Below are 18,454 nucleotides of genomic sequence, written 5' to 3'. Positions count from 1 at the left end.
AAATCACGGAAATTGAATCGCCGTGGTCTCATCCTGACCCGATAAATCGAAGGATGATCCTTCTTTCTTATCCAACGGAGCAGAACATGAAGACGCGGAACGATGAACTCGGCGGCCAGGGCACGGTGGAATTGTCGGTTGCCGACCTCGACCAGGTGAGCGGCGGACGGCGGGCGATCGAAGGCGAGATCCAGTACCTGAATTGGGTCAAACAGTTTTATTCGCCATGGGCGAACATCAACTTCGGCGGCGGCCGGACGATGGTCGCCTAGAGTTGCGCTGTCGGGGCTGGAGCGGCCTCGTCACAAGATGACGTCATGCCGGGACGCGCCCCGGCATGACGAGATGGGATTGGACGCGCGCCTGTCAGCAAGCGTAGCCCGGATGAGCCAACGGGTCGCGCGAATGCGCGCCCGATGACAGGCTCCGCGACATCCGGGACCATTTCTGCACCGCCCCGGATATCGCTTTGCTCATCCGGGCTACGCTCGTTCATCGCGTTCGCGTCGCTAACCGTCAGCCATCACGCGAACAGCCCGGCGCCGGCCGGTTTCTGCCACGAAGTTCGGATATCAACGATTCGGTCAAACCGGCGCCCCTCAACCCCGCTTTGGTTTGACTGGCCCGGCGTGTGGTGGGACGCAGCGTTGCGCGTCGGGCCACCTGATCATGGAAATGCGGCGGCGGCGAACCCGATTCAAGTAACGCGTAGGGCGGATTGGAGCGAAGCGTAATCCGCCGCCTTAGCTTGATCCGAAAACGGCGGATTGCGCCTTCCGCCTTCGCTCTTCGAGCTACGGCGGACAGGTCGGCTTCAATCCGCCCTATGGGCCTCGCCAGTGTGGGGCCGGTGCACGAATGAGCGAAGCTTCGCCGCGAGCGTTAGGCCGCTTCAGTTGGTGGCCTCTTCAGGCAGTAGCTGCGACAAGGAGCGACACCAACGAACCCACGCCACAGACTGCCAAAATTGCCTCATACGAATAGTTCGACAATTCGGAAATAACACGCTCGGTCATGGCACACCTCACGCACTGTGATGATGACAGGCTATCGAAGGTGGGGAGAAAGGGCTGTCACCCAGGCGCAACACCGAGGGGTTTTCGGTCTGGTCGCGAACTGCGATCTCGTGCCGATGGTGCGCAGGCGGGTCACAGTGTGATGTTGCTCACAGCGCCCGTCCCGGGCTCGCTCTAGTTAAGAGCACGGTCTGGATGATCCCGACCCCAACCTGGAGGCTCGTCATGCAGACCCACTCTTCACATATGAACACGATGCCCGCTCTTACTGACAACGAACTCGACGCGGTGTCTGGCGGCTTTGTGTATATCGCCGTCATTGTAGGCTCGTTTGCTGTTGGAACGGGGATTCGGATGGGCCTCGACAAGATCACCGAGGGTGCGGAGGGCACGCTGAAGGGTCTCAGCATAAAGCCCAAGGGCGGAAAATAAGAGCATCGCGCTAAGAGCGCTGCTTTAGCCCCGCCCTAACCGGCGGGGCTTTTCCTTTGTGACGCACGTCACGGTAAGCCTGATCGCCGCCCGGCATACTCGCTCCAGTTCAACGGCGCACAGCGCCACACAACACGGAGCGGGACAATGAAGACCGAGCAGGTTCAAGCGAGCGACAAAATCTCCGACGAAGCACTGGATAACGTCACCGGAGGACGCAAATCCGGCGAAGGACAGAAGGACTTCCTCGTAGTGAAGATGAAAGAGGTCTTTGTGGCGAGCTATAGCCTTTGATTTCAAAACCGCCGGTTCACGCCGGCGGGGCTTTCATTGTCGATAATCTTTGAGCGCGGTAGGGCGGATTACGCTTCGCTCCAGTCCGCCTTACGAGTTTCGGCTAGGGCCGCCGTAACGTCAGGGTTGATGTGGTCAGGCTGGAACGAGCGAACGGCGCGGCAGAAGCCGCTCAGCCATTGTGCGCCCAAAATTCATAGAGGGACGTTCGACAGTGCGATAGAATATCTCGGAGGCACAAAGAGCGATAATTGCAGCCAAAGCCACGATATAAATCATCGCAATCGTCGTATTGAGAAGGTGTGCAGCCGCGATCAAAATGGGCACATGGATCAGGTAAAGGCTGTAAGAAATCTTTCCAAGCCAAAGAGGGATCGAAGCGGTAAGTGCGTCGCGGACCTTCACGTCGGCAAAACTCAAAGCGACGAGCAGAGCGGAACCGACTGCAGTCGGTATCCCCCCGAAGTGTATCGGATTGACCGAAAACGGAATGAGCGCCGCGCACCATAATCCCAGTCTGGCCCGTCCGCTCAATGCCTGAGAGACCTTTATGATCTGCGACGCGTTCTCGGCGAGCACAGCACCGATGACAAACAGATAAAGGTACTTTCCCGTCTGAAACGGATTGAAGAGCCAGTCGGGCGAAAAGCTTCTCTCGATGTAGAAGCAGGCTCCCGAAATAAGAGCTCCCAGCGCCATGGCCACGCGCCAGTCTCGTTTGACCGCAACAGCGATGACCGGAAAGATCAGTGACAACCTCAGTTCGATGACAAGGCTCCACATCACGTTGTCGAGCGACTGCCACGCCTGCACGTCGGTCATTGCCAGATGGGCCACAACCACGGACCAGACAGGGCGGAGGTGCCAGCTGTATTCGTTTGCCCAGTTGCCCACACCTAGCATCGGCCCCGCCGGGTTGACCAGATACCAAAGAGCCGCCGAGATCAGGATGGCAACGCAGAATGGCGGATATATCCGCAAGAATCGTTTGGTTGCAAAAGACCAGTAGGAGCCGCCGTCTCGTGAGGTCAGCGCGAGGTAGAGAACAAGGCCGCTTAGAATAAAGAACACGGTGACGGCAGATTCGCCCGCAATCAAAACCCTCAAAGGAGAGTATTTGATCCAGGCCGGCGTTTCCGGAAACATCAGTCGCATGTGAGACGCCACAACGATCAACGCAGCGATACCTCGCAATGAGTCCAGCGATCCGATTCTCATCACGGTTTGCACACCCTTGTTGCGGCCGCAGGCGGCACGTCCTATCCGGATGTTGGTTTAGCGCGACAAAGCAGCACGGTCCCTATGACCTCACAGTTAACCCTAACCAGCTGCCTAGCGCTCGCGGACCCGATGCGGCTGCGCATCGTCAAGAGCCTGCTCGAGCGCAAGGATTGCATGTCCTGCACGCAGGCCGCGCCATGCCCCGAGATGGCCAAATCGACCCTGTCGAACCATTTTCGCGTGCTGCGCGAAGCCGGCCTGATCCAGACCTCGAAAAGAGGCGTCGAGCATCGCAACGTCGTCCGTGAGGTGATATCAACGCGCGGTTTCCGAAGTTGTTGAAGAGATTTTGGGATTGGCGGAGCTGGGGTAGGGGAAGGGCGGATTAGCGGAGCTTGATCGGTGTTACGCCCAGAAGCGGCGGATTGCGCCTTCGGCTTAAATCCGCCCCGCGGGCTAGATTGCAGGTACGATAAGCATCGCCCTATAGTAGCTTTTGGCGGATGACGACTGCACCCGCTGTTGAGGGCTTGAGTGCTTGGCAGGTATGTTGAGGGCGCACGCCTCACTATTGGTGCCTAGTCTGGCCAAACGTAACAGCCGGCGTGTACGTGCTGCGATTGTCGTCGCTTCAACCAGTAGAAGGTAGATATGGGAGCAACATTTCGTATCCAGCACGCCAATTTCGTCGCTTATCTGACAAGCGACCGACGGGCACGTGCACCTCGGGCCGACCGGGGCGAACTCGACAGCTTTCTGGAAGGGTTGAGCAATCCTTACTCGCTCGTGAGCTCGACTCGAGGAAAGCCCAACGATTGGTGCCAAGCCGTTGACGGCGTCGCCAACGAGCGTCGGAATGAGCTGAGCAAGAAAGAGCCCGGATTGCTAGAACCGGATGAGGTGGAGTCGATTCTTGCGCCTCTCCGAGAGCATTTCAGCGACTATCATCTGTACTGCCTCATTGTTCCGTCACCGCTCGAAAGAGAGGAAGAAAGCTTCACGTTCTTTCTCGAGTCCGCGCTAAGTGCGAAGAGCAAGGGCTTGGTACTGATGCCGGAAAAGGGGGTCGACTTCGTCGAATACCTGAATCCGTTTCCAGCGATGACGGAACTGGCCGACTCTCTGGTCGATACCCCCGCCGTCCTCTTCTGGTCGGGGGCGGTCTCGTGCGTGCTTTCCCTGAATGAGGCCAAGCGATTCTATCGAAACGTGCTTGTCGAAGCTTTGGAAGAGAACCCAAGAAGGATTGAAAACATCCTGAAGAATGAAGTTAAGCGGCGCAACACGAAGCGAATACTTCACTTGAGCGATTTTCATTTCGGCCGCCCCGACGCCAGGTTCAATCGAGCGTGGCTGAAAGCTCACCTCCGGAAGATACTTCCCGGCGTCGATGCCACAGCAATAACCGGTGACTTGTTCAACGACCCGGAGCTCGGTTTTCGCCACGAGTATCAGGAGTTCCGCGATGACCTCAGACTGATGACAAAAAAGCCGATCATAGTCGTTCCCGGCAATCACGACTTTCGGACTGGAGGGACAGACTACAAGAAGCTCCGAGAAGATGCGTCCCAGGTAGTAAGTCTTGGACTTCCGAACCTAGTCGTCAGCGATGACCTTCAGGCTGTCTTCTTCTGTTTCGACTCCAACGAGCAGGGAGATTGGGCGAGGGGCGGTGTGTCGGATAACCAGCGAAGACGAATGGCGATCGATTTCGAAGCTGAAGCGAACGAGCGGGAGGAGGACATCTCGAAGTACTTCAAGATCGCATTGGTGCACCATCACCCTCTGAAATATGGAGCCGCACCAGCAGCCCTCTACGAACGTCTCATCGCCAAGTTTGCTCGAAACGACGAGTTCTTCATCGAGTTCGAAAACGCGGATGAGTTCTTGCGCTGGTGTGCCCGCCGCGACATTCCTTTGGTGCTACACGGCCACAAGCACGTGCCCCATGTCGCGAGGACGTCCGTCGAATCTCAGGAGATCACCGTTATAGGATGCGGGTCGACTACCGGGGTAGATGGTAGGCCGATGTGCTACGACATTGTTACCTTCGATCCGGTCACTAAACGCTCAAGTGTAAAGTTCTATTTTGATCCTTATTCTGACGGTGGGAAGTTCGAACTTCAAAGCGTCGCTATAACACTGAAAGGAGGCTCGACCGGGCTCGACTTAGAAGAAGAGCCTAGGGAGGTTTCGGGCGCCAGCGGGGGGGGGTGGCAAAAAGAGACGCGTCTAAATCCTCACACAAGCATGAGAGCGCGACAGACCGTTCAAACGCGAATAAAAAGCGCGAGACTGCTTCGCGCGAGACGACAATCGCTGGCAAAGACTCGGTAGTCAACAAAGGGCTAGATCCGGCCTTGGCACACAGCTTGGTGGCTGCGATAGAACCGGAGCGCATCAAGCCGTTGGATGACGCCCTTATGATGTGCGTATTGCGGAATGTTCCCGGAAATTTTGATGACGCGAACCATGTTCTAAAAATACTCAAGAGTACTTTAGAGCACTCTTCTCTCGTAACCAGAAAGAAGGCTCGTGAACTCGTCCAACGTGCAAGGAGATTAAGCGATGAATTCAAATTTGATGAATCAGACAAAGAGGAGTGGAAAAAAGGTTACGCGCGGGTCAGCTTTATTACGGAACCTATTCTAGCAGAACTCCCGACGTTGGATCAGTGCTACCGAAAGATTGTTCGCACTTCGGCAGAAACTCATATTCCCTTCCTCGTTGATCGATATTTTTCGAACCCTTGGAAGACTGAGGATCATGATCACAGCGCGTTCACCCGACGGCGGCTAATTAGGGAGCACGTAGTAAACATTGTAGCGGCATTTTCTTTGGGAAAAGAGTGCTTACAAGTGCTTGATATGGAGGCCCGGCAATTTGGGGATGAGATCCCTTTCGAGCTCGAAAGTAACTTGGAACTCATCGACGTGATTAAGGGAGCGCTCGGTTCCGATTTTCCTGAGTGGTATGAAAATTTCAGAGGCGTATCGTACGAAGTTGATCTGCAGGCGCTCAACGAGCGTCTGCAGCGCGAGCGGGATCGGAAAAATGAAAAGTTGGAGGAGACGCGTAAGGATTTTCTTTCGTATCACAGCAAATATCGTGAGCCGCCGACAGCTAGGCAGGCTGCGCTCTTGATTCAGAAGATCGATAAAATTTCCGAAGAACTAGATGAAACCAAGAAACTTCGTTACTTCAGTGAATCGAATCGGCTGATAGACCGGGCGAAACAATTATTGAAGCCGTACTTTCCGGATGTCGCGTTTCGTATGCATGAGGTACAGGAAAATGGGCCTGGACCTTATGCGAGGGAGGAGGTACTCGAGGGGCTGAAGGCGGTCAGAGAGATTTTGGAAATTGAGGCAGCCAAGGGAGAAGCGTAGGGATCGCCTGGAGGTTCGGCGCATCTGTCGCGCAGGCGCCGACGCGGTCCTGCGAGACGCCTCTTCGGGAGAGAGTATGAGCGCGGTAGGGCGGATTAGCGTAATCCGCCGCCTCGCTGAACGTAAATGGCGGATTACGCCTTCGGCTCCAATCCGCCCTACGAGATCCTTGCGCGGACCAGTTAGACGTAATCCGCCCTTAGAAGTCGTCGGGATCGACGTATTGCCATTTCTCAAATCGGGGTCTTCCTTCTTCCCAGAATTTGTAAAGGCAACTCTCCCAGAGCACAAAAACACATTTGAACTTGGCTCGTGCCGCAGCGGTGTGATCCCGAAGAATGGGCAAACCTTCTTCTACATAGGCGCCGTAGCACCCAAGATTAACGTAAATCGCGAGGCTAACGTCGGGCGGGTAGTCCTTTTTCAGTTTCTTGGCGACCACTCGATCGAGCGCTGCTGGAATAGCTTCATATCTCCTTCGCCAATTCTCGACAGGGTCCATCAGCGGATGAGGATCGTCCGGCTCATCGCCGGGCCGTCGACCTTCCATATCTGCTTCGGTGGCTTCGAATTGTAGAGTCTGTCCGTCGATCTGAATTTCGAAGTCTGGACGTGGAGAGGAGACTAATCTCACTATATCCGATGGCAGTGCACCGGCGACGCGGCTTGCAATCCAAGCGTCGCGCAAGAACGCCAGCCCACCTTGACGGAAGAATGTGCCTCGAGGAATGCTATGAGCTATCTGGTCAATACGGGTACGGAAGACTTCGGTCGCGGTCCACTCTGAAAGTTCGGTCTTCCACGCGACGAGACTATTTTTTGGAATACGAATGACGGGAGCGGCATTCGTCCCGTTTGGGATTTCGGTCTCGATTGCTTTTTCCATCTGGAGACTTAGTCCTTGGATCAAGGAAAAGGCCGCTTAACAGAGCGGCCTTCCCAGAACGTCGGTGGTTCGGCTATTAAACGTCACGAACACCCCGTCGTACTTCCACACGTATCGCACTTCATACAGGTCCCATTCCGGACGAGAGTGAAGTTGCCGCACTCGCCGCACATCTCGCCTTCGTAGCCGCGCGCCTTGGCCTCCGCGCGGCGTTCGGCTTTGGTCACGGTGGGCTGGGCGGCTTGCGCTGCGCCGGCCTTGCTCCATTGCAGGGCTTCCAGCTTTTCGGTCGGCGACAGGTCGTGCTGGGCTTCCTGCTTCAGGGCGACGGCGCCTTCGACGGCGTCGGCTGCGCGGGAGGTGGCGCCGTGGGCGGCGAGCGAGGTGACGCGTGAGCCGCCGGTCGGCGCCTGGTCGGAGCCGGAGGAGACGGCGGTCGAGCCGCCGCGCATCACAACCAGATTATCCGTGCGCGAGCGGGTGAGGCCCTTGGACAGATATTTGGTGGCCTGGTGGTGGCCCTGGCTGCCGTCCGGCTCCTTGCCTTCCTCGACGCCCTTGCCGAGCGCGTCGAAATTCGACTCGGAGGGATCGACATGGGCGAGGTCGAAGCGGCTCATGTAGCTGACCGCAAGTTCCCGGAACACGTAGTCGAGGATCGAGGTCGCGTACTTGATGCTGTCGTTGCCCTGCACGGGACCCGCCGGCTCGAAGCGGGTGAAGGTGAAGGCGTCGACATATTCTTCCAGCGGCACGCCATATTGCAGGCCGAGCGAGACCGCGATCGCAAAATTGTTGATGAAGGAGCGCAGCGCCGCGCCTTCCTTGTGCATGTCGATGAAGATCTCGCCGATCCGGCCGTCGTCATATTCGCCGGTGCGGAGATAGACCTTGTGGCCGCCGACAACCGCCTTCTGGGTGTAGCCCTTGCGGCGATCCGGCATCTTCTCGCGCTCGCGCATCACGACGATGCGCTCGACCAGCTTCTCCACGATCTTTTCCGAGACCTGCGCGGTGCGCGCGGCCATCGGCTTGTCGTAATACGCGTCGGTCGCATCATCCTCGTCGTCATCATCGCTGATGAGCTGCGAGTTCAGCGGCTGCGAAAGCTTTGAGCCGTCGCGGTAGAGCGCGTTGGCCTTCAGCGCCAGTTTCCAGGACAGCAGGTACGCGGACTTGCAATCCTCGACGGTGGCGTCGTTCGGCATGTTGATGGTTTTGCTGATCGCACCCGAGATGAAGGGCTGCGAGGCCGCCATCATGCGGATGTGGCTCTCCACGGAAAGATAGCGTTTTCCGATTTTGCCGCATGGGTTGGCGCAGTCGAACACGGGATAGTGCTCGGCCTTCAGATGCGGTGCGCCTTCCACTGTCATCGCGCCGCAGATGTGCACGTTGGCGGCTTCGATTTCGCGCTTGGTGAAGCCCACGGCGGCGAGCAGGTCAAAGCCGGGGGCGGCGATCACTTCCGGCGCCAGCTTCAGCGTCTCGCGCAGGAATTCTTCACCAAAGGTCCACTTGTTGAAGGCGAACTTGATGTCGAACGCGGTCGGCAGCGCGGCTTCCACCTTGGCCAGGGCTTCGTCGGTAAAACCCTTGGCCTTCAGAGTGGAGACGTTGACGCCGGGTGCGTTGGAGAGCGAGCCGTGGCCGACGGCATAGGCCTCGATCTCGGCGATATCAGCTTCGCGGTAGCCGAGCGTGCGCAGCGCCACGGGAACGGCCTGGTTGATGATCTTCCAGTAGCCGCCGCCGGCGAGCTTCTTGAATTTCACCAGCGCGAAATCAGGCTCGATGCCTGTGGTGTCGCAATCCATCACGAGGCCGATGGTGCCGGTCGGCGCCACCACCGTGGTCTGCGCGTTGCGGTAGCCGTGGGCTTCGCCCAGTTGCAGCGCGAGGTCCCAGGCGGCCTTGGCGCGCTCGACGATGTCGGTCTGCGGCACGCTGGCGTAATCCAGCGGCACCGGGTTGACCGCGAGCGCCTCGTAGCCGCGGCTTTCACCGTGGGCGGCGCGGCGGTGGTTGCGGATCACGCGCAGCATGTGCTGGGCGTTCTTCTTGTAGCCGGGGAAGGGGCCCAATTCCTTGGCCATCTCGGCCGAGGTCGCATAGGACACGCCGGTCATGATCGCGGTCAGCGCGCCGCACAGCGCGCGGCCTTCCTTGCTGTCGTAAGGCAGGCCCATGGTCATCAGCAGGCCGCCGATGTTGGCGAAGCCGAGGCCGAGCGTGCGGAACTCGTAGGAGAGTTCGGCGATCGCCTTGGACGGGAACTGGGCCATCATCACGGAGATTTCGAGCACGACGGTCCAGAGCCGGCAGAGATGCTCATACGCCTCGACGTCGAAGCGTTTGGTCGTGGTCGAGTAGAACGTGATCAGGTTCGCGGAGGCCAGATTGCAGGCGGTGTCGTCCAGGAACATGTATTCCGAGCACGGATTGGAGGCGCGGATGTCGCCGGACGCCTTGCAGGTGTGCCAGTCGTTCATGGTGGTGTTGAAGTGCAGGCCGGGATCGGCCGACGCCCAGGCGGCGTGACCGATTTTTTCCCAGAGATCCCGGGCCTTCAGCGTCTTCGTCACCTTCTTGCTGGTGCGGCCGATCAGATTCCAGTCGCCGTCGGTCTCAACCGCGCGCAGGAAATCGTCCTTCAGCGAGACCGAGTTGTTGGAGTTCTGGCCGGATACCGTGAGGTAGGCTTCCGAATCCCAGTCGGTGTCGTAGGTCGGGAAGTCGATGTCCTTGTAGCCTTGTTTTGCGAATTGGATCACGCGCTTGATGACGTTGTCGGACACCAGCGCGCGGCGGGCGAGCTTGATTTCGCGGCGCAGGGCAGGGTTCTTCTCGGGATCGAAGCAGTCGTCGCCGGAGCCTTCGCAATTGACGCAGGCCTTCAGCACGGCTTTGAGGTGCTTCTGGTTGATCTTGGAGCCGGTGACGAGCGCCGCAACCTTCTGCTCCTCCTTCACCTTCCAGTCGATATAGGTCTCGATATCAGGATGGTCGGCGTCGACCACGACCATCTTGGCCGCGCGGCGCGTGGTGCCGCCGGACTTGATCGCGCCGGCTGCGCGGTCGCCGATCTTGAGGAAGCTCATCAGGCCGCTTGAGCGGCCGCCGCCGGACAGGCGCTCGCCTTCGCCGCGCAAACGCGAGAAGTTGGAGCCGGTGCCGGAGCCGTATTTGAACAGCCGGGCTTCACGGACCCAGAGGTCCATGATGCCGCCCTCGTTGACGAGGTCGTCATCGACGCCCTGGATGAAGCAGGCGTGCGGCTGCGGATGCTCGTAAGCCGATTTTGATTTTGTGAGTTTGCCGGTCTTCCAGTCCACATAGTAGTGGCCCTGGCCGGGGCCATCGACGCCGTAGGCCCAATGCAAACCGGTGTTGAACCACTGCGGCGAGTTCGGCGCGACCATCTGTTTTGCGAGCATGAAGCGCAGCTCGTCGAAGAACGCCTGGGCGTCTTCTTCGCTCGAGAAGTAGCTGCCCTTCCAGCCCCAATAGGTCCAGCAGCCGGCGAGGCGGTCGAACACCTGTTTTGCCGAGAGTTCGCTGACGAAGCGCTCGTTCTCGGGGAGGGACGCCAGCGCCTCGGTGTCGGGCACCGAGCGCCACAGCCAGGACGGCACGGTCTCTTCCTCGACCTTCTTCAGGCGCGCGGCGACGCCGGCCTTGCGAAAGTACTTCTGCGCCAGGACGTCGGAGGCGACCTGCGACCAGAACTGCGGCACCTCGACATTTTCCAGCCGGAACACGATCGAACCATCGGGATTGCGGATCTCCGATGTCGTTAATCTGAAATCAATCCCTGCGTAGGGTGACTGGCCTTGAGTCGTGTTGCGCCGTTCGATTCGCATGGTCGTGCCCCGTCTTCTGACCGGTCCGCATTGTCGCGGGTTCCGGAATGTTATCCTTGAGCGGACCTCCCGAACCATGGCTGCGTCGGGACTATAAGAATAGCCCGGGCAACCCTGATCCCTTGATCCGCAGCTCAACCGGTGAACCCGGTCTGTCTCTCTGGCATTTCCTGGCTCCCGATCCGGGCCTTCCAGGTCATGCAATCAACGCCCCAACGCTTCACTTGCCGCGTCACTTTGGGCCTGTTCCGGCCCGCTTTTTTCGGGCCTTGCGGCCCCGTTTTCGCGCCCCGAACTGCCCAGAAATTCCGAGAGGAATTCCCGGGTTTTAAGGGCAGAAAAGTCCTCAGCCGCGGCCTCGACCGGCGGACGGAGTGGTCATTTCGGAACCCTTTTGGGATGACCGGCGGGGACCCAAAACACACTCGCGCCGAACAGGAAGAAAGCTAGGCCAAGTCCGTTACGCCCGTCAAGGACTAGTACGAGTTCCTGAATCAAATACTAAATATGGTGGAAAGAGGGGGATAACAGGGGGTGATCTCGCGCCTGTGATCGGCCCAAGTATCAGTGAGTCCTCACAGATTCGACAAGGAAAAAAAAGTTGCCGGCCTGTGGAGCGCAGCCTTCTCCCGGCTGTTCACAGGACAAGTATTTATTCGCCTGTTCCGGGCCTTCCGGGATTGCGCTTTGGAGACTCACGTAAGGCTACGGAGAACTCCACCCTGGCATGCCGGCGGGCCGATGGTAGCTAGCCCCGATAAGGGCCAAAGTCGCCGCCGATTCCCCCGGCTGATTCTTGAGCCGATTCCCTTTTCTCCGATTCCTTTTCGGTCCTTGCCGGTCGTTCATGACAGAGCCTGTGCCACCAGTTGCGCGTGCGCGTATCGCACCCGCCGGCCTCATGTTCCTCGCCATCACCTCGGTGGGCTGGGGCTTTAACTGGCCGGTCACAAAATTCCTGCTCGGCGAACTGCCGCCGCTGACCCTGCGCGGCGTCACCGGCGTGATCGGGGCCTTGCTGCTGGCGGCGCTGGCGCTGCTGCGGGGGCAGACTCTGCGGGTCGACCGGGCGCTGTGGCCGCGGCTGATGCTGGCGGCGCTGCTCAATGTCACCGGGTGGATGGTGCTGATGGGGCTGGCGCTGCTGTGGCTGCCGGCCAGCGAAACCGCGCTGATCGCCTACACCATGCCGGTCTGGGCTTCGCTGTTGGCCTGGCCGGTGCTGGGCGAGCGGCCCACTTTATTGCGCACGGTCTCGCTGGTGATGGCGTTCGCAGGCTTAGCTGCCATCATGGGCGGCGATGGGGTAACGGCATCCGCCGCCAAACTGCCGGGGATCGTGATGGCGCTGGCCGGCTCGATGGGGTTTGCGCTCGGCACGGTGCTGGCCAAGAAACTGCCGCTCGACATGCCGCCGATCCCGGCCGCCGCCTGGCAGATCGGGCTCGGCTGTTTTCCGGTCGCCATCGTCGGCCTCGCGATCGAGACCACCGATCTGGGCAAGGTCAGCCAGATCGGCTGGTGGCTGCTGATCTATTCCACCGTGATCCAGTTCTGCATCGCCTATGTCAGCTGGTTTGCCGCGCTGTCGCGGCTGCCGGCCTCGGTCGCCGCGATCGGCACCATGGCGGTGCCGGTCATCGGCGTGGTGGCCTCGGCGGCAGCCCTCGGAGAGCCGCTGGGCCCGGTCCAGATCGTGGCGCTGCTGTTCACGCTGGCGGGCGTGGTGCTGGCGACGCGGTCGTAACGGCTCACAAGCCTCGTATCACTCGTCTCTCACTTCTCGCGGCTCCACGGGAAGAGATTGGCCGGGAAATCCGCCGCGTAGCGGTGTCCCTTGCGCAGGTGGGGTTCTTCCTCCTGTGGAGGATTGGGATCCGGCTCCACCACTTTCCGGTACAGATGCCAGGTGGCATGACCGAGCAACGGCAGAACGACGGCCAGGCCAACGAACAGCGGCAGCGAACCGATCACCAGCAGCGCCGCGACGATCAGACCCCACGCGGCCATCGCAACCGGATTTTTCATCACCGCCCAGATCGAGGTCCGGATCGCGTCTATCGCCGTCGCATGCCGGTCGAGCATCAACGGAAACGATACGACACTGACGCACAGGGCCACGACCGCGAACAGAAAACCGACGCCGCACCCGACGATGATGAGCGACCATCCTTCCGGCGTCGTCAGCACGCGCGTTGCGAAGTCAGGGATGCTCGCAGCCGGCGCGTGGCCGAAGATCGAAACGTAGATGGCGTTAGCGACGCCGATCCAGGCTCCGAACAGAACGAGCAGGAGCACGCCGAGTTCGATCATGGCGCCGAAAGCCGGCGCGCGCAGCACATGAAGCGCCTTCGATACGTCAACTTCCTCGCCGCGCTCGCGGCGGCGGCTGAGCTCGTACAGACCAATCGCGGCAAAAGGTCCAAGCAAGGCAAACCCGGCTGCCAGCGGAAACAGCAGAGGCAGTACCGAATAGCCAAGGACCATCCTGAACAGGGCAAGACCGAGAACGGGATAGATCACGCACACGACAACCGCGTGACTTGGCATTGCCTTGAAGTCTTCCCAGCCCAGGCGCAACGCCTCGTGCAGGTCGGATAGTCCGATTTTTCGGATCGGATATGAGGCGGCGTCCCCGAATACGTGCCGTCCAACTCTTGCGATGTTGTCAGAATACAGAGTGGCCATCGACGCACCTCCCGTGCTGAAAGTCGCGGCGCTGAAACGACGCGGTTTCCAGCCACGCGTGTCCGCCGCTAAGTGCGAGAAACGCGATCGAGCCGAGTGCGGCAAACCCGAGGTCAACGAAGAGGAGCTTAGCCGGACGAAACTTGTCGCGACCTGCAGAGCCAGATTAACGCGATTGGGATTAGGCGGCGCTCACGGTTCGGTGAAGTGTGCACGTTGGCAGTCATTTGGTGCGTTGCGTGCAAACGATTGTGCCGGCTGACGCGCGCTTGGCTGCGGCAGCCGTTTGGCGCACTCCGACGAGGTAGTCCTCTATTGATCTATTGACGCGCGGCTGGACAGGTATCATCTTAATTTCTGACGCCCCGGATCTGATGGTTAGCGGTCGTAACGTGTGCTCCGTGCCACGTTTGGATGTCGCGACCGGTCATATGGGCGAGGCAAGACACTGCGATGGCGCATGTGAAGTCGGCCATCGAGATAGTGTGCGCTGCGCCCTTTAATCCCGTCTCCGTTGCCTTGAATGGCAAGGAGGGCTGAAGGATGGTTGTCGCACTTATACTGCTTCTGGTCGCAGTCGGCTCGGTGCTGTTTCACATCTACAGCCCGTGGTGGTGGACGCCGATCGCCACCAACTGGAGCTACATCGACCACACCATCAGCATCACCTTCTGGATCACCGGAGCGGTGTTCTTCGCGGTCATCGCGTTCATGGCCTATTGCGTCTTCCGCTTTCATCACAAGGAGGGAAGGCGGGCAGCCTACAATCCCGAAAACAAGAAGCTCGAATGGTGGCTCACCATCGGGACTGCGGTCGGCGTCGGAGCCATGTTGGCGCCGGGCCTCGTCGTCTGGCATCAGTTCGTCACGGTTCCGGCTGACGCCACCGAGATCGAGGTCATGGGCCAGCAGTGGCAATGGAGCTTCCGCCTGCCGGGGAAGGATGGCCGGATGGGCACAACCAATGTCCGCAACATCAGTCCCGAAAACCCGATGGGCTTGAATCGCGACGATCCGAATGGACAAGACGACGTCGTGATCGAAAGCGGCGACTTGCACCTTCCGATCGGGAAGCCAGTCAAGGTTTTGCTCCGCTCCCTCGATGTCCTGCACAATTTCTATGTGCCCGAATTCCGGGCCAAGATGGATATGGTTCCTGGCATGGTCACCTATTTCTGGATGACCCCGATCCGAACCGGAACGTTTGATGTGCTCTGCGCCGAGCTATGCGGCGTGGCGCACGCGCAGATGCGGGCCAAGGTCATCGTCCAGGAAGAAAGCGAGTATCACGCCTGGCTGGAGCAGCAGCAGACGTTTGCAGAATTGTCAGGCCGAAACGCCGTGACGAAGGCGACGTACAAATCCGGCGGCAAGTAGGAAGGCGCCGCTGCGAAGATCGATCGGGCGTGTGAACTCATCACCCCCGATGGAAACGACCAAGGAGGGTTTTCTATGGTCGATGTCCCATATGACGCACGCGCGGACGCTCCGCCTGCGGAAGTGCCGGAGGTTGAGCTCTATCATCCCAGAAGCTGGTGGACGCAGTACGTCTTTTCGCAGGACGCTAAAGTCATCGCCATCCAGTACTCGCTGACGGCGTCCGCAATCGGGCTGGTGGCCCTGGTCCTGTCGTGGCTGATGCGACTGCAACTGGGATTTCCCGGTACGTTTTCCTTTATCGATGCAAGCCAGTACCTCCAGTTCATCACGATGCACGGCATGATCATGGTGATCTATTTGCTCACGGCATTGTTCCTCGGAGGTTTCGGCAACTACCTTATCCCGCTGATGGTCGGCGCCCGGGACATGGTTTTCCCCTATGTGAACATGCTGAGCTACTGGATCTACCTGCTCGCAGTCCTGGTGCTGGCGTCGACCTTTTTCGTGCCTGGCGGGCCCACCGGCGCCGGCTGGACGCTCTACCCACCGCAGGCGGTTCTCTCCGGCACCCCCGGGCAGGATTGGGGCATCGTTCTCATGCTGGTCTCGCTGATCCTGTTCATCATCGGCTTCACCATGGGCGGGTTGAATTATGTGGTGACGGTGCTGCAGGCGCGCACACGCGGCATGACGTTGATGCGGATGCCGTTGACGGTGTGGGGCATTTTCACGGCCACCGTGATGGCGCTGCTGGCCTTCCCGGCGCTGTTCGTCGCCTCGGTCATGATGCTGTTCGACCGTCTGCTGGGAACCAGCTTCTTCATGCCCGCACTCGTCGAGATGGGCCAGCAGATGAAGTATGGCGGGGGCAGCCCGATTCTGTTCCAGCACCTTTTCTGGTTCTTCGGCCATCCGGAAGTCTACATCGTCGCCTTGCCGGCCTTCGGCATCGTTTCCGATCTGATCAGCACCCACGCGCGAAAGAACATCTTCGGCTATCGCATGATGGTTTGGGCGATCGTGGGAATCGGCGCTCTCAGCTTCGTCGTATGGGCGCACCACATGTATGTGAGCGGCATGCACCCGAAATTCGGGTTCTTCTTCGCCACCACGACGCTCATCATCGCCATCCCGACCGCCATCAAGGTCTACAACTGGGTGCTGACCCTGTGGCGCGGCGACATTCATCTCACCGTTCCGATGCTGTTCGCCCTCGGCTTCATCATCACGTTCGTGAACGGCGGGCTCACGGGCCTCTTCCTCGGCAACGTCGTCGTGGACGTTCCGCTTTCGGATACCATGTTCGTCGTCGCGCATTTCCATATGGTGATGGGCGTGGCGCCAATCATGGTCGTGCTGGGCGCGATCTATCACTGGTACCCCAAGGTCACCGGGCGAATGCTGGATGACTGGATGGGCAAGTTTCATTTCTGGGTGACGTTCCTCGGCGCCTATCTGATCTTCTTCCCCATGCATTATATTGGACTGCTCGGCGTTCCGCGCCGGTATCACGACATCGGCGAGGCGGCGTTCATCCCGTCATCGACCCATACGCTCAATGCCTTTATCACCGTCATGGCCTTGATCGTGGGCTTCGCCCAGATGGTGTTCCTGTTCAATCTTGTCTGGAGCCTGTTCAAGGGCAGGCCTTCGGGCGGCAATCCATGGCGGGCGACAACACTGGAGTGGCAGACGCCGGAAACCCCGCCCGGGCACGGCAACTGGGGCAAGGAGCTCCCGGTGGTCTACCGATGGGCGTATGACTACAGCGTGCCCGGTGCCGCGCAGGACTTCATTCCGCAGAACCAGCCGCGGGCGACGCCGGCCCTTCAGGGAGCTGCGCCGTGAGCGCCATCATCCTGTTCATGGCGGTGATAACGGTCATCGTCGGATGGTGGCTCTCGCAGCAACGGCTGACAGCCAAACCCTGGCTGGAAGAAGGTTCGATCGATGATTTCCCGGGCACTGGTGCAGTGACCTTGCCGGCAGCCAAGATCGGACTGGGCGTGTTTCTCGCCGTCGCCGGCTCGCTGTTCGCACTCTTCATCAGCGCTTACTCGATGCGCATGAACATGGCGGACTGGCGCACGATGCCCGTGCCTTCGCTGCTGTGGTTCAACACGGGCGTCCTGGTCCTGAGCAGTATTGCGCTGCATTGGGCATATGTGGCCGCGCACCGGAACAACATGGACGGTGTGATCGTCGGCCTCTGCGCAGGCGGCGCGTCCGCGGTTACATTCCTGATTGGGCAACTGCTGGCGTGGCAACAGCTGCGCGCAGCGGGTTATTTTGTCGCGTCCAATCCAGCCAATTCCTTCTTCTACATGATGACCGCGGCGCACGGGCTGCACCTGATGGGCGGTCTGGTGGCGCTCGGCAGAGCGACTGCCAGGGTGTGGCGCGGCGCCGAGATGGCCCAGGTGCGCCTGAGCGTGGAGCTCTGCACGATCTACTGGCACTTCCTGCTGTTGGTGTGGCTGGTCTTGCTTGGTCTGCTGACGGGCTGGACGGACGATTTCGTCGACATCTGTCGCCGGTTGCTCACCTAGGAGAGACCAGATGGCAGAAACTGTGCTTACAAACCCTGGAGAATCGCCCGCGCGGACCGCCGGCTTGCGGGGCATTGCCGACGACTGGTCCTCGGATCAGCGCGCGTTCAAGAATGTCTCCTGGGGGAAGGCCATGATGTGGATCTTCCTCCTGAGCGACACCTTTATCTTCAGCTGTTTTTTGCTGTCCTACATGACCGCGCGAATGTCCACGACGGTGCCGTGGCCGAATCCGAGCGAGGTGTTCGCCCTCGAGATTGCGGGGCACCATATCCCGCTCATCCTGATCGCCATCATGACCTTCGTCCTGATCTCTAGCAGCGGCACCATGGCGATGGCCGTCAATTTCGGTTACCGCCGCGATCGCGTCAAAACCGCCGTCTTGATGCTGGTTACAGCGGCGCTTGGCGCAACGTTCGTCGGAATGCAGGCCTTCGAATGGACCAAGCTGATCATGGAGGGCGTACGGCCCTGGGAAAACCCCTGGGGCGCGGCGCAGTTCGGCTCGAGCTTCTTCATGATCACCGGTTTCCACGGCACGCATGTGACGTTCGGTGTGATTTTCCTGATCGCCATCGCGCGAAAGGTCTGGCGGGGAGACTTCGACGTCGAAAGGCGCGGCTTCTTCACGAGCAGAAAGGGACACTACGAGATCGTCGAGATCATGGGCCTGTACTGGCACTTCGTCGATCTGGTGTGGGTGTTCATCTTTGCCTTCTTTTATCTTTGGTGAGGT

Annotated in this window: 14 protein-coding genes and 1 pseudogene; 11 read left to right on the top strand and 4 right to left on the bottom strand. The window is 59.5% G+C overall.

Annotated features, from left to right (window positions below; translation table 11 throughout):
- The first annotated feature begins 86 nt into the window (after positions 1 to 86).
- From JQ597_RS01365 to JQ597_RS01355, 3 genes are all read left to right on the top strand, one after another.
- Positions 87 to 272, top strand: a complete 186-nt coding sequence (locus tag JQ597_RS01365; protein ID WP_212262065.1) for a hypothetical protein — start codon at positions 87 to 89, stop codon at positions 270 to 272.
- A 969-nt stretch (positions 273 to 1,241) separates the two neighbouring features.
- Positions 1,242 to 1,448, top strand: a complete 207-nt coding sequence (locus tag JQ597_RS01360; RefSeq protein ID WP_212031404.1) for a hypothetical protein — start codon at positions 1,242 to 1,244, stop codon at positions 1,446 to 1,448.
- Positions 1,449 to 1,595: 147 nt separating this feature from the next.
- On the top strand, positions 1,596 to 1,742 hold the full coding sequence (locus tag JQ597_RS01355) for a hypothetical protein (protein ID WP_212262063.1): 147 nt from the start codon (positions 1,596 to 1,598) through the stop codon (positions 1,740 to 1,742).
- Between the two features lie 135 nt (positions 1,743 to 1,877).
- On the opposite strand, the gene JQ597_RS01350 is transcribed toward JQ597_RS01355, so the two are convergent.
- Positions 1,878 to 2,960 carry an acyltransferase family protein gene (locus tag JQ597_RS01350; protein ID WP_212262060.1) on the bottom strand — a complete coding sequence of 361 codons (1,083 nt, stop codon included), beginning with the start codon at positions 2,958 to 2,960 and terminating at the stop codon, positions 1,878 to 1,880.
- 84 nt (positions 2,961 to 3,044) lie between these two features.
- Here JQ597_RS01350 and JQ597_RS01345 point away from each other — a divergent pair.
- The 3 genes and pseudogenes from JQ597_RS01345 (at position 3,045) to JQ597_RS01335 (ending at position 6,352) form a co-directional block, all read left to right on the top strand.
- A pseudogene (locus JQ597_RS01345) lies at positions 3,045 to 3,352 on the top strand (ArsR/SmtB family transcription factor).
- A gap of 262 nt (positions 3,353 to 3,614) precedes the next feature.
- A complete protein-coding gene (locus JQ597_RS01340; RefSeq protein WP_212262057.1) occupies positions 3,615 to 5,300 on the top strand; it encodes a metallophosphoesterase family protein in 1,686 nt (561 codons plus the stop codon).
- Between the two features lie 23 nt (positions 5,301 to 5,323).
- A complete protein-coding gene (locus tag JQ597_RS01335) occupies positions 5,324 to 6,352 on the top strand; it encodes a hypothetical protein (protein ID WP_212262054.1) in 1,029 nt (342 codons plus the stop codon).
- Between the two features lie 199 nt (positions 6,353 to 6,551).
- Here the strand turns inward: JQ597_RS01335 and JQ597_RS01330 are convergent, their stop codons facing one another.
- Positions 6,552 to 7,238 (bottom strand): hypothetical protein, encoded by a 687-nt coding sequence (locus JQ597_RS01330; RefSeq protein WP_212262051.1) that lies wholly within the window; start codon positions 7,236 to 7,238, stop codon positions 6,552 to 6,554.
- 83 nt (positions 7,239 to 7,321) lie between these two features.
- The gene (locus tag JQ597_RS01325; protein WP_212262048.1) at positions 7,322 to 11,101 is read right to left on the bottom strand and encodes a vitamin B12-dependent ribonucleotide reductase; all 3,780 of its coding nucleotides are present in this window, start codon (positions 11,099 to 11,101) and stop codon (positions 7,322 to 7,324) included.
- Positions 11,102 to 11,948: 847 nt separating this feature from the next.
- Between JQ597_RS01325 and JQ597_RS01320 the strand changes: the two genes are divergently transcribed.
- Positions 11,949 to 12,848 carry a DMT family transporter gene (locus JQ597_RS01320; protein WP_212262046.1) on the top strand — a complete coding sequence of 300 codons (900 nt, stop codon included), beginning with the start codon at positions 11,949 to 11,951 and terminating at the stop codon, positions 12,846 to 12,848.
- 29 nt (positions 12,849 to 12,877) lie between these two features.
- Here the strand turns inward: JQ597_RS01320 and JQ597_RS01315 are convergent, their stop codons facing one another.
- Positions 12,878 to 13,789, bottom strand: a complete 912-nt coding sequence (locus JQ597_RS01315; protein ID WP_212262465.1) for a DUF2189 domain-containing protein — start codon at positions 13,787 to 13,789, stop codon at positions 12,878 to 12,880.
- Between the two features lie 543 nt (positions 13,790 to 14,332).
- Between JQ597_RS01315 and JQ597_RS01310 the strand changes: the two genes are divergently transcribed.
- The 4 genes from JQ597_RS01310 to JQ597_RS01295 all read left to right on the top strand — a co-directional run bounded on the left by JQ597_RS01310 (position 14,333) and on the right by JQ597_RS01295 (position 18,451).
- A complete protein-coding gene (locus tag JQ597_RS01310; protein WP_212262043.1) occupies positions 14,333 to 15,166 on the top strand; it encodes a cytochrome c oxidase subunit II in 834 nt (277 codons plus the stop codon).
- A gap of 75 nt (positions 15,167 to 15,241) precedes the next feature.
- Positions 15,242 to 17,017, top strand: coding sequence for a cbb3-type cytochrome c oxidase subunit I (locus JQ597_RS01305; protein ID WP_212262040.1), 1,776 nt, complete (start codon positions 15,242 to 15,244; stop codon positions 17,015 to 17,017).
- Complete coding sequence (locus JQ597_RS01300; RefSeq protein WP_212262038.1) at positions 17,014 to 17,718, top strand: cytochrome c oxidase subunit 3; 705 nt, start codon at positions 17,014 to 17,016, stop codon at positions 17,716 to 17,718. Before JQ597_RS01305 ends, JQ597_RS01300 begins: the two co-directional genes overlap by 4 nt.
- 10 nt (positions 17,719 to 17,728) lie before the next feature.
- Complete coding sequence (locus JQ597_RS01295) at positions 17,729 to 18,451, top strand: heme-copper oxidase subunit III family protein (RefSeq protein ID WP_212262035.1); 723 nt, start codon at positions 17,729 to 17,731, stop codon at positions 18,449 to 18,451.
- Positions 18,452 to 18,454: the final 3 nt, after the last annotated feature.

Source organism: Bradyrhizobium sp. AUGA SZCCT0177 (genome assembly GCF_018130125.1).
Classification (GTDB): Bacteria; Pseudomonadota; Alphaproteobacteria; order Rhizobiales; family Xanthobacteraceae; genus Bradyrhizobium.
Note: the sequence above shows the minus strand (reverse complement) of the source record. Positions and strands in the feature narration are given on the sequence as shown.

Bases quoted from the DNA above. Each gene is read 5' to 3' on its own strand.
- JQ597_RS01325 (WP_212262048.1), bottom strand. From the start codon at position 11,101: ATGCGAATCGAACGGCGCAACACGACTCAAGGCCAGTCACCCTACGCA.
- JQ597_RS01310 (WP_212262043.1), top strand. From the start codon at position 14,333: ATGGTTGTCGCACTTATACTGCTTCTGGTCGCAGTCGGCTCGGTGCTG.
- JQ597_RS01355 (WP_212262063.1), top strand. From the start codon at position 1,596: ATGAAGACCGAGCAGGTTCAAGCGAGCGACAAAATCTCCGACGAAGCA.
- JQ597_RS01320 (WP_212262046.1), top strand. From the start codon at position 11,949: ATGACAGAGCCTGTGCCACCAGTTGCGCGTGCGCGTATCGCACCCGCC.
- JQ597_RS01350 (WP_212262060.1), bottom strand. From the start codon at position 2,960: ATGAGAATCGGATCGCTGGACTCATTGCGAGGTATCGCTGCGTTGATC.
- JQ597_RS01365 (WP_212262065.1), top strand. From the start codon at position 87: ATGAAGACGCGGAACGATGAACTCGGCGGCCAGGGCACGGTGGAATTG.
- JQ597_RS01340 (WP_212262057.1), top strand. From the start codon at position 3,615: ATGGGAGCAACATTTCGTATCCAGCACGCCAATTTCGTCGCTTATCTG.
- JQ597_RS01305 (WP_212262040.1), top strand. From the start codon at position 15,242: ATGGTCGATGTCCCATATGACGCACGCGCGGACGCTCCGCCTGCGGAA.
- JQ597_RS01360 (WP_212031404.1), top strand. From the start codon at position 1,242: ATGCAGACCCACTCTTCACATATGAACACGATGCCCGCTCTTACTGAC.
- JQ597_RS01315 (WP_212262465.1), bottom strand. From the start codon at position 13,789: ATGGCCACTCTGTATTCTGACAACATCGCAAGAGTTGGACGGCACGTA.
- JQ597_RS01295 (WP_212262035.1), top strand. From the start codon at position 17,729: ATGGCAGAAACTGTGCTTACAAACCCTGGAGAATCGCCCGCGCGGACC.
- JQ597_RS01330 (WP_212262051.1), bottom strand. From the start codon at position 7,238: ATGGAAAAAGCAATCGAGACCGAAATCCCAAACGGGACGAATGCCGCT.